At 70.8% G+C, this 10,843-nt stretch carries 6 protein-coding genes and 1 pseudogene; 2 read left to right on the top strand and 5 right to left on the bottom strand.

The genetic code is table 11. The annotated features are described in order from the left end of the window. The first annotated feature begins 366 nt into the window (after positions 1 to 366). Complete coding sequence (locus tag WME73_RS03850) at positions 367 to 1,944, top strand: hypothetical protein (protein WP_437914753.1); 1,578 nt, start codon at positions 367 to 369, stop codon at positions 1,942 to 1,944. A gap of 123 nt (positions 1,945 to 2,067) precedes the next feature. On the opposite strand, the gene WME73_RS03845 is transcribed toward WME73_RS03850, so the two are convergent. Then, entirely contained in the window at positions 2,068 to 2,520 is a 453-nt protein-coding gene (locus WME73_RS03845; RefSeq protein ID WP_437744212.1) for a hypothetical protein, read from the bottom strand. A gap of 299 nt (positions 2,521 to 2,819) precedes the next feature. Between WME73_RS03845 and WME73_RS03840 the strand changes: the two genes are divergently transcribed. Further along, positions 2,820 to 3,296 (top strand): VOC family protein, encoded by a 477-nt coding sequence (locus tag WME73_RS03840; RefSeq protein WP_437744211.1) that lies wholly within the window; start codon positions 2,820 to 2,822, stop codon positions 3,294 to 3,296. Between the two features lie 54 nt (positions 3,297 to 3,350). Here WME73_RS03840 and WME73_RS03835 read toward each other — a convergent pair whose 3' ends face one another. The 4 genes and pseudogenes from WME73_RS03835 to WME73_RS03820 all read right to left on the bottom strand — a co-directional run bounded on the left by WME73_RS03835 (position 3,351) and on the right by WME73_RS03820 (position 10,795). Then, positions 3,351 to 4,652, bottom strand: coding sequence for an aminotransferase class V-fold PLP-dependent enzyme (locus WME73_RS03835; RefSeq protein ID WP_437914752.1), 1,302 nt, complete (start codon positions 4,650 to 4,652; stop codon positions 3,351 to 3,353). A gap of 138 nt (positions 4,653 to 4,790) precedes the next feature. After that, a pseudogene (locus WME73_RS03830) lies at positions 4,791 to 5,827 on the bottom strand (aldo/keto reductase). 220 nt (positions 5,828 to 6,047) lie between these two features. Beyond that, a complete protein-coding gene (locus WME73_RS03825; protein ID WP_437914751.1) occupies positions 6,048 to 6,746 on the bottom strand; it encodes a hypothetical protein in 699 nt (232 codons plus the stop codon). Positions 6,747 to 6,874: 128 nt separating this feature from the next. Further along, on the bottom strand, positions 6,875 to 10,795 hold the full coding sequence (locus WME73_RS03820) for an ATP-binding protein (protein ID WP_437914750.1): 3,921 nt from the start codon (positions 10,793 to 10,795) through the stop codon (positions 6,875 to 6,877). Positions 10,796 to 10,843 lie beyond the last annotated feature (48 nt).

The following is a 10,843-nucleotide window of genomic DNA, read 5'->3' as shown; positions in this document are numbered from 1 at the left end:
GGAGCTCCGGCACCGAAGCGAATCACAGGCGGAGCTCTGCGAGCATCCGCAACATGTCGCGCGCCTCGATCGGGTCGCGCCGGTCCGGGCCGGTCACGTGGCGCAGCAGGCTGAGCGGCTCAGGATGGGGGATACGTCGAGATGAGGGCAAGCAGGCGCTGAGCCGCGCGCCCATGCCTGTGAACCAGTCCGAGACGGCGAGGTCGGGACGACCGTCGCCGTTCAGGTTTGCTGCCGCGGCCGACGGGGCGCGCTGCCACCCTCTCCTGCCGCGGTGGCGGAGAGTGTGAAGTGGTCTGTCAAGCCAGGACAGGTGGCGCAGTTGGGGATTGACATCTCCGAGGCGTTCGGATCTCATCTTCGCGCATGATGCGCGAAAAATTCGGGCACGGCGGAGGATGGGGCGCCAGGCGCGAGCTGGCTCTCATTCTGGGGCTCGTCCTCGTCGCGGCCTGCGGACAGAAGGTGCGAACGTTCGAGTCGTCGTCGAGCTCGAGCGACGTGGGCGGCGGCGGTCGTGCGGGCAGCGGCGGCGGCGGCGGCACGACAGGCGGTGACGGGGCAGGCGGTGACGGGGCAGGCGGCGACGGCGCGGGCGGCGACGGCGCGGGCGGCGACGGGACCGGGGGCGACGGGAGCGGAGGCGAAGCCCCCCCGCCCCACTGGGATACGTTCGAGCGCGTCGGTCATGACGATCTCGCCAATCAGATCTCGAATTTCCTTCCGCAGGTCGCGGTCTCGGCCAACGGCGATGCGCTGCTCGTGTTTTATGATCAGGACACCGTCTGGGCGCGCCGCTATGTCAAGAAGAGCGACAGCTGGGACCCGCTGCTGCAGATCAACGACGCGGCCACGAGGGGCGTGAACGCCAGGGTTGCCATCGACGCCGGTGGCAACGGGGTGGTCGTCTGGTATTCGGCCTCGGTGGGCGGCGCCGTGTTCGGCAAGCGGTTCACGGCATCGCTCGGATGGCCCGCCGGGTGGGGCACGGTCGAGACGATCGCCGAGGGCACCTCGGGGGTCTCGAAACATTCGACGACGGTCGCGATGACCCCCGCCGGCCATATCGCCGTGGGGATCGACGTGAACACCGCCGACACCTCGGCGCGTGAGGGATACCTGGCCATTTACGAGGGCGGGCAGGGCTGGCAGACACCGGTGAAGGTGTCGGGGAGCACGACCAGCTGCAACGGCACGGCTGTCGGCGTCTCGACCGTGGGCACGATGCTGCGCGCGGTGGCAGCGTGGTACCAGTCGGACGGCGGGCGTCTCAACGTGCTGGGCAACGTGGTTACGTACGATCTGACGACGCACAAGGGCAGCGCGGCAGGCCCGAAGCCGCTGGAGGCGGACGACACGCTCGACCATTTGAGCCCACGCGTCGTGATGGACGGCAACGGGGACGCGATGGTCGTCTTCCTCCAGCGCGACTCGACCTCCTCGGTGTCGCACGTGATCGCCAATTCCTATTCAGGGGGCGTGTGGGCCGGTGCCACCGGCGTGGATACCGCGGGCCAACGAGCGACTGACTACTCCGTCGCGATGAACGCGGAGGGTGACGGGGGCGTGGTGTTCCGTCAGTGCGGCGCCGGCTGCGCGATCTGGGCGCGGCGCTTCTCGGGGACGACGCTCCAGCCAGCCGACAAGCTCTCGGCCGACGAAGATAGTGTGAGCGGTCCCGAGATCGCCGTGGATGGGGCCGGGCGGGCGCTCGCGGTGTGGACCCAGAAAGCCGCCGCCCTCCGGTCGATCTTTGCCAGCGAGCTCTCGCCCGCGCAGGGATGGACGGAGGCCCACGCGCTGGAGGACGACAACGCCGCCGAACACTCGGAGCCGACGGTGGGCTTCGGCCCGAACGGGACGGGGATCGCCGCGTGGGTGCGCGAGACGACGACGAACGAGATCATGCGTCGCTCGATCTTCGCCGATGTTTACAAATACTGAGGACAGCGCTGGGCGCCCGCTCCACGAACATCTGAGTCCAGGCGTCCACGGTCCTGGTGGGCCCTCAGCGGGGCTCTAAGAGCTTTTACGCGCTCATCCGCAGGCCGGCGCACGCAGAGGGGCTCAGGGCGGGGGCACGTTGATCAGGCGGGCCGCACACCGGCCGCCCTGGCAGAGGCAGCCGCCGCCGCAATCCATCGTTCCGGGCCGGCACTCCTGCGTGCACATCAGGCCTCGATCACACGTCGGCGCGGTGGCCTTTGCGATGCACGCGGCCGCGTGGCACGCGCACACTGGCACACAGTCTGCGTCGCTCTTGCAGGGATCGCTGCCCACGACGATCCTCTCCCCTGTCGGGGCGGCCGCCGGCGGCGCGGCGGGCTCTTCCGCCGGCGGCGCGGCGGGCTCTTCCGCCGGAGGCGCGTTCGTGCCGGGAGGCGCGTTCGCGCCAGGAGGCGCGTTCGTGCCGGGAGGCGCGTTCATGCCGGGAGGCTCATGCGCGGACGCCCTGCACGCAGCGCTGCAGAGCCCCGCGGCCAGGATGACCCCCATCGACCCATCGAGGATGTGTCTCATGCGCGTGCTCTCTCACGGATCGCCACGGCGTTCCACCCGGCCCGCGAGCTCATCGTCGCCCGGCGCCGCCCCGGGGCGGCGGCCGGCGGACCACGGCGGCCGCCCGGCGGGCTGCCGCCCCGCCCCCCTCGGCCGCCCCGGCGACCCGGGAGCCCGGCCGCCCCGGTGGGTCGAAAAAAAATCGTCGGCCCCATGTCGAGCCGGCGCACCGTGCTCCGACATCCAGGCAAAGCGCGGTCGCGGTGACCGCGCCGCCCTCACCTCACCGCCGGGCCCGACCCCGGCCAGGAACCCCGATCATGACCACCTCGCAGAAGATCAAGACGTGCCTCTGGTTCAGCAACAACGCCGAGGAGGCGGTGCAGTACTACCTGTCCATCTTCAAGGGCTCACGGATCCTCTCCGAGCTCCGCTCGGGAGACGCCGGTCCGGGGCCCAAGGGCTCGCTCGTGATGGCCGAGTTCGAGCTGAACGGCCAGCGGCTCATGGCCCTGAACGGCGCCCACCAGAAGTTCAACGAGACGTTCTCGCTCGTCGTCACCTGCGAGACGCAGGAGGAGGTCGACGAGCTCTGGAGCAAGCTCACGGCCGACGGCGGCGCCGAGAGCCAGTGCGGGTGGCTCAAGGACAGGTTCGGCGTGTCCTGGCAGATCGTCCCGTCCGTCTTGATCCGGCTCATCCAGCACCCGGACCCGGCCAAGGCGGGGCGGGTCATGCAGGCGATGATGCAGATGAGGAAGATCGACATCGCTCGAATCGAGGAGGCCGCCCGATAGGCGCCCTCGTCCGGCCCACCCGAGGTCCGGCCATGGCTCGCCGGACCGGGCCCCTCACGCGAGCGCGCGGATCGCGCGCAGCACCGCCTCGACGTCCGCCTCGGAGTTGAGCAGGCTCGGCGCGACGCGGACATACGAGGTCGCGTACGGCGACGTCGAGGCGATGATCTTCCTCTCGCGGAGCCTCCCCACGACGGCCTCCGGCGTCATCCCCGCCACCTCGAAGCACACGATCCCCGCAGAGAGCGCGTCGTCGAGCGGCGTGTGCAGGGTGACATGGCCCATCCCCTTGAGCCCTTCCTTGCACTGCCGGTTCAAGGCGTGGATCCGGGCCGCGACCCTGGCCTTGCCGATGCCCCGGTGGAACGCGAACGCCGCGGGCAGCGCCCACCGGTGCTCGAAGGAGTGGAACCCTCCGGGAGACATCATGTCCGCGGTCGTGGGCGGCGGCGGCTGCTGCCGGAGCCAGGCTTCGTATGCAGCCCTTCCGAAGGGCGGGATGCTCGGGCGCAGCATCGGCCAGAGCTCCCGCCTGCCCCAGAGCACGCCAGTGCCCCGCGGCCCGAACATCCATTTGTGACAACCCGCGGCGAAGAAATCGCAGCCGAGATCGGCCATCGTGGCGTCCTCGACCCCGAAGCCGTGCACGCCGTCCACACAGCAGACGACGCGCTTCCCCGGCGCCCGGCCCTGGTTCGCCCTGGCGACGACCTCGGCGATGGCGCGCACAGGCGTCTTCACGCCCGAGCTCGAGTGGACCCACGTGATCGCCACGACCCGCGTGGCCGGGGTGAGCGCCGCCTCGATCGCCCCCGCCATCTCCGTCGCCGTCGCGGCGCTGCCCCTCGCATAGAGCGCGATCTTCCGCACCACCGCGCCGGTCCGCTCCGCGGCGAGCCGGAGCGACTCGTGCGTGGAATAGTGATCGTGCTCCGTCGTGAGCACCTCGTCGCCGGCCTCGAGCGGCAGGCCGAGGTACAACGACGCGAGCCCCATCGTGGTGCTGTCCGTGAGCGCGATCTCCTCGGCCCCGGCGCCCATGTACGCCGCCGCCGCCTCCCGCACCGGCGCCGGATCCTCGCGCGCGTGGAGCGCGTCCACCGGGTTCTCGTCGAGCTCCCTCCGCAGCCTCTCGATCGCCTCGCGGACGGGCCGCGGGTGCGAGGCGAGCAGGAAGGCCGTCATGTGGATCCACGCCGGCGACAGATCGAACTCGTCCCGAACGCTCTGCCACGGATCGGCCGGCGCCTTCCGGCGAGCGCTCGCGGTCGTCATCGCCCCCGAGCCCGCACAGCCCGTGGCGCCCATCAGCAGCAGGCCAGCGAGCAGGCTCCGCCTGGGTAGCTTGGTCGTCATCTGATCCCCCCTCCGTGCCGGCGCGGCGGCTGCCCGCCGGCGCCGCAGCATCGCTCGCCCGGGAGCGCCGCGCTCCCGCGAACCGAGGGGGTCGGACCGCGCCGCCCCGGGCGAGCGGCGCCGCCGGGGCCGGCGAGATCAGGGCGCCGGGTTCGGGTACCGGGCGTGGATCTGCTCGATCTCGGCGAGCACCTCCGCGCCGAGCACCACGCCCGCGCTCTTCACGTTCTCCTCGAGCTGCTCGAGCGTGGTCGCCCCGAGGATGGTGCTCGCCACGAACCAGCGGCTGCGCACGAAGGCGAGCGCGAGCGACGCCGGGCTCAGGCCGTGGGCGCGCGCGAGCTTGACGTAGGCCTGCACCGCCTCGTCCACGTTGGGCTTCCTGTAGCGCTGGCCGAAGGTCTCGAACCGGGCGAAGCGCGAGCCCGGCGGCGGCCCGCCCAGGTGCTTGCCCGTGAGCAGGCCGAACGCGAGCGGGCTATAGGCGAGCAGCGGCACGTCCTCGCGACGCGAGGCCTCCGCGAGCGCGGAGTCGAACGTGCGGTTGACGAGGCTGTAGGCGTTCTGGATCGACACCGGCCTGGGGAGCCCGAGCTGCGCCGCGACGCGGCTCCACTGCGCCACCCCCAGGCGGTCTCGTTGCTGAGCCCGAAATACCGGACCTTGCCGTCGCGGATCACCTCCGCGAGCGCCGCGAGCTGCTCGGCGATCGGCGTGCTCGAGCGCTCGTTCGCCGGATCGTAGGCGGTCGCGCCGAACTGCGGCACGTACCGATCGGGCCAGTGGATCTGGTAGAGATCGACGTAATCGGTCCTGAGGCGCCGCAGGCTGTCCTCGACCGCGCGCCGGACGTTGGCGCGGTTGATCGCGAGGGAGCCGCCGCGGACCCACGGGATCGGGCGGCCCGGCCCCGCGATCTTCGTCGCGACGATCACCTTGTCGCGCGGCCGCTGGCTCAGCCACTCGCCCACGTAGCTCTCCGTGCGCCCCTGCGTCTCGGCGCGGGTCGGCACCGGATACATCTCGGCCGCGTCGATGAAGTTGATCCCCGCGTCGAACGCGTAGTCGAGCTGCGCTCTGGCGTCCTCGAGCGTGTTCTGCTCGCCGAACGTCATCGTCCCAAGGCAGAGCTCCGAGACCCGGAGCTCGCTGTCACCCAGCTGTCGGTAGTGCATGGCTGTCCCGTCCGTTGGATGCCCAGTACCACGGGGCAGCGCCTACGTCCACCATAACGGACAACATTTCTTTTATAACGGACCAACGCATCTCCGCGCTCGACCGCGCCCGGAGACCTGGAGCTCGCCTCCCGCGGCGGGGGTCCCCGGTCGCTGCCGCCTCGCAGAGGAGAGTCCTCTCGCCGAGGAGCGGCGTCTCCGGAGGCGGCCTTGCGAGGGATCAGGGCATTCCCAAGCAGTAGCGAGGCCCTTCGAAGCTTCGTATGGATTCACCATCCTCGCTGACGTTGAGCGTGAAGTAGCTATAGGCGGACCCCTCCTCGCATTGCGCTCCGTACTCTTGCGGACCAGCCGTCGTTCCGCCCATGGGATCGAGCCATTGTTCGACGCTGGGCGTCGACGATTTCCATACCTCAGGCGTCGAACAACCAAGCTGGACCTGGTACACATGCTCCGCGTCGTACGTATACCTGAACGCCACGACATTCCTGGGGTAGTCGCAGAATTTGGAGACGTGCGAGCCCGTCATGCTGCCAGTCACGGGGCCGGCATCGTACCCGTCCCCGGTGTGACCGTCGCTCTGAAAGTCGGCGCAATGAAGGACGAACCCGTTGAGCCACGCGTCACCCCAGACGCGGGCGCCCACGGCAACCCCCTCGCCGGGCACGCACTCTTGGACCATCACGTCGCCGCCCATTGCGCCGCCGCCCGTGCCACCCCCCGCTTCGCCTCCGCCGCCCCCGGCGCCGCCCGCCTCGCCGCCTCCCGCTTCGGCGCCGCCGCCGCCGGCGTCACCGCTTCCGCCAGCTCCTGCAGCGGCCTCACCGTTGAACTCGAGTGTTCCTACCCCCGAGACCAGCGTGCATCCCGCGGTCGCGGCGAATCCTGCGACCAGAACACCCATCCTCGCAATTCGCATGCGTTGCATATCCATTGTTCCTTCCTGCGTCAGAAGCTGCCTCGCGCTCCGCAAGCAGGTGACGCTGTCCTACGAGCCGCCCCCGGACGGCACCTTCTGGCCAGAAGCTCATCCTACGTCGCCGCGGCTCACTCGGCCCTGCGGGCCGGAGGCTCCTCGATGAGCGCCATCAATCGATCGATCTGGATGGGCTTGACGAGGTGTGTTTCGAACCCCGCCCGCTCCGAGCGCCGGAAATCCGACTCTTGCCCGTAACCGGTGATCGCGATCAGGCGAACCCGCTCACCCGCCGGCTGCTCGCGGAGGCGCCGCGCGAGCTCGTAGCCGTCCATCACCGGTAGCCCGATGTCGAGCAGCGCGACGTCGGGCGCGAACTCCTCCGCGATCCGGATCGCGGACGGGCCGTCGGAGGCGACGCGCATCGTGTAGCCCATGGCGCCCAGCGACTCGGCCAGGAGCTCGGCGGCATCGAAGTTGTCGTCCACGAGCAGGATGCGGCGCTGGCCGGCCGGAGACGGCGTCCGCTGCGCCCCGGGCGGAAGGAGCGCCGGCGCGGCCTCGGGCGAGCGCACGGTCGCCGCGGCCGGCAGCCGGATGGTGAACTCGCTCCCGCGCCCGCGGCCCTCGCTGTGCGCGCTGACGCGGCCGCCGTGCATCGCGACGAGGTTGTGGACGATGGCGAGGCCCAGGCCAAGGCCACCCTGCGATCGGTCGAGCGCCTGCCGCTCCTGCACGAAGCGCTCGAAGACGCTCGGCAGCATCTCGGGGGCGATGCCGATACCATTGTCGCGCACGGAGAGGACGACCTCGCCCTCCACGCGCCCGGCCCGGACGGCGATCTCGCCGCCGCTCTCGGTGTACTTCGCGGCGTTCGTGAGCAGGTTCGAGACCACCTGGGCGAGCCGCATGACGTCGCCCTCCACGGCGAGGCCGGCAGAAGGGACAGCGATAGTGAGGTGGTGCCGGCGCTGCTCGAGCAGCGGGCTCGCCAGCTCGACCGCCTTGGCCACGACCTCCGCGATCTCGATCCGCTGCTTCTTCAGCTCGACCTTGCCCCGCGTGATCCGGGAGACGTCGAGCAGGTCGTCGACGAGCGCCGTCAGGTGCTTGATCTGGCGCTCGATGACGAGCCGCTCGCGCTCGGCATGCCCCCCGGCGCGCAGGCGCATCAGGTGGAGCGCCGTGACGATCGGGGCGAGCGGATTCCGCAGCTCGTGGCCGAGCATCGCCAGGAACTCGTCCTTCGCGCGGTTCGCCCGCTCCGCGTCGCGCCGCGCGTCCTCCGCGCGGCGCAGCAGCTCCTCGCGCTCCCGCGCCGCCGCCTCGAGCTTCTTTCGCGCCCGCACGTACTCGGTGACGTCGAGCGCGACGACCAGGATCCGGGCGACGGCAGCGCCCGGGTCCCGCATCGGGTGCAGGTTGAAGCTCCAGTACGACTCTTCCAGCACGCCGCGCCCGCGATCGAGGTCGAACCGGTAGTCGTGGGTGACGAACGGCTCGCCCGTCGCATAGGCCCGGTAGAAGACCTCGAGGAACGACGAGCCGACGACCTCAGGGAAGGCCTCCTGCAACGAGCGTCCGAGCACGTCACGGCCCACCATGGCCACGAAGTGCGGGTTCGCTACCTCGATGATGTGCTCGGGGCCACGGTAGACGGCGATCCCGACGGGCGCCTGCTCGAACAGCGCGAACAGCTGCTCGCGCTCCCGCTCCGCGGCGCGCCGGTGCGCTGCAAGCTGGAGGTGGGTCGCGACGCGAGCGACGAGCTCGCGCGCCGAGAACGGCTTCACGAGGTAATCGTCGGCGCCAGCCGCCAGCCCCTCGACGCGGGACTCCTCGCCCGCGCGCGCCGAGAGCATGATCACTGGCACGCCCCGCGTCGCCGGATCGGCGCGCAGCGCTCGGAGCAGGCCGAAGCCGTCGAGGCCCGGCATCATCACGTCGGCGACGAGCAGATCCGGCGGCGACCGCCGGGCGATCTCGAGCGCGGCGGCGCCGTCGCTCACGGCCTCGACGGTCCACCGCTCCTCGAGGATGCGCCGCAAGTACATGCGCATATCGGCGTTGTCGTCGGCGAGGAGAACGCGCGCGCTCGGGTCGAACGGCGCCGAGACGTGGCCGGGCCCGGCGGGATCGGTCGAGGCGAGCGCCAGGGCGGGCGCCTCGTCGACGAGCTGCCACCGCAGCGCCTCCTCGACGTAGGGCGCGACGCCGGTCGCCGTCGACGAGAGCATCTTCTCGGCGCGGATACGCTCCGGCGGGAGGTGCGCGGACCCGCGCGGGATCGCGACCGTGAACGCCGTCCCCTCGCCCACGCGGCTCCCCGCCTGGACGCTTCCGCCGTGCAGGCGCACCAGCTCGTGCACCAGCGCGAGCCCGATCCCGGAACCCTCGTGCGTGCGCGCGCGCGCCCCCTGGACGCGATGGAAGCGCTCGAAGAGGTGCGGCAGCTCGTGCTCGGGTACACCGGTGCCCGTGTCGCGCACCACGAGCTCGACGTGGTCCCCGCGAAGGCGTAGCGACATGACGATTTCGCCCTCGAACGTGAACTTCAGGGCGTTGGACAGCAGGTTCAGCACGATCTTCTCCCACATGTCCCGGTCGACGAAGACCGGCTCCGGGAGCTCCGGGCAGTCCACCTTGAACGCGAGCCCGGCTCGCTCGCTCGCAGCGCGGAACGCGCTCGCGAGATCGGCGGTGAGGCAGGCGAGGTCCGTCGGCTCGTAGGACGCCTGCGCACGGTTCATCTCGATGCGCGAGAAGTCGAGCAGCGCGTTGACCAGCTTGAGCAGGCGCAGCGCGTTGCGGTAGACGAGCAGAAGGTGCTCGCCGCAGAGCGCGCGCTCCGGCGACGCGAGCGCGTCCTCCAGGGGGCCGAGCATCAGCGTCAGCGGCGTCCGGAACTCGTGGCTGACGTTGCTGAAGAACAGCGTCTTCGCGCTGTCGATCGCGGCGAGCTCCTCGGCGCGCCTGCGTTCCTCCTCGTAGGCGCGCGCGTTCCCGATGGCGGTCACCACCTGATCGGTGATCAGCCGGAACAGCCCGCGATACGGCTCGTCGAGCAGGCGATGCGGGCTCACGCCGCCGATGAGGAAGCCATAAGGACGAGGCTGCCCCGGCCGCGAGAGGGGCAGGACGATCGCCCGCTCGATCGCGCTGCCCCAGCGGCCGAGGGGCAAGGCGCCGAAGCGGGCCGCTAGATCGCAAACGAGGAGCTCGCCAGAGGCGCGCGCCGCCTCCGCGAGCGGCCAGGTCGAGGCCTCGCCGCCTCGGTCGTGGAGGGAGATGCGCGCCGACTTCGCCGCCCCCTCGTAGCCGTCGAGCCCGCTCGCGCCAGCGAGGCGCGCATGGCCCGTATCGCCGTCCAGGAGGTAAAGCAGCGAGAACGGAAGATCGGCGACGTTCGCCGCGAAGATCTCCGCCGCTGTGGAGCACGCCTCCTCGGCAGACTTCGCATGGGCGGAGCGCGTCGCGAGATCGCGCAGCATGCGGAGCTGGCGCGCGTCGAGGACTTGCTCCGTGGTCTCCTGCACCGTGATGATGACGCCGGCGACCCGCTGGTCGTTGCCGGGTATCGGGCTGAAGGAGAGCGTGAAGTACGTCTCCTCGACGAAGCCTCGCCGTTGCAGCGGGAGCAGGAGGTGCTCGCTCCACGTCGCGGGCCCCCCGTCGAGCACGGTCTGCGTCATCGGGCCGACGACGTCCCAGACCTCGGCCCAGACCTCGCGCGCCGGGGCGAGCACCGACGCAGGGTGCTTCATGCCCAGGATAGGCCGATAGGCATCGTTGTAGATCTGCAGCATCTCCGGCCCGACCAGCATGATCATGGGAAACCGATTGCCCAGCACGAGGCCGACCACGGTCTTCAGGCTGATCGGCCATGTCGCGACGGGGCCGAGCTTCGTCTTCGCCCAGTCGATCGAGCGCAGCAGCGCGCCCATCTCGCCGCCGCCGGCGAGGCAGCCCTCGGCGCTCGCGTCGAGGGCGCGGCCATCGGGCGAGGGCTCGACGACATCTGGAGACTTCTTCCGTATGCCGGTTGGCCGCATGCAGCGCCATCGTGGATGAAATCCACGGCTTTCGCCACCGGGACAGGG

The organism is Sorangium sp. So ce302, from assembly GCF_051530145.1.
GTDB classification, from domain to species: Bacteria; Myxococcota_A; Polyangia; order Polyangiales; family Polyangiaceae; genus Sorangium; species Sorangium cellulosum_B.
Note: the sequence above shows the minus strand (reverse complement) of the source record. Positions and strands in the feature narration are given on the sequence as shown.

Excerpts from the sequence above, each read along its gene's own strand:
- WME73_RS03850 (WP_437914753.1), top strand. The coding sequence starts at position 367 with ATGATGCGCGAAAAATTCGGGCACGGCGGAGGATGGGGCGCCAGGCGC.
- WME73_RS03845 (WP_437744212.1), bottom strand. The coding sequence starts at position 2,520 with ATGAGACACATCCTCGATGGGTCGATGGGGGTCATCCTGGCCGCGGGG.
- WME73_RS03840 (WP_437744211.1), top strand. The coding sequence starts at position 2,820 with ATGACCACCTCGCAGAAGATCAAGACGTGCCTCTGGTTCAGCAACAAC.
- WME73_RS03835 (WP_437914752.1), bottom strand. The coding sequence starts at position 4,652 with ATGACGACCAAGCTACCCAGGCGGAGCCTGCTCGCTGGCCTGCTGCTG.
- WME73_RS03825 (WP_437914751.1), bottom strand. The coding sequence starts at position 6,746 with ATGCGAATTGCGAGGATGGGTGTTCTGGTCGCAGGATTCGCCGCGACC.
- WME73_RS03820 (WP_437914750.1), bottom strand. The coding sequence starts at position 10,795 with ATGCGGCCAACCGGCATACGGAAGAAGTCTCCAGATGTCGTCGAGCCC.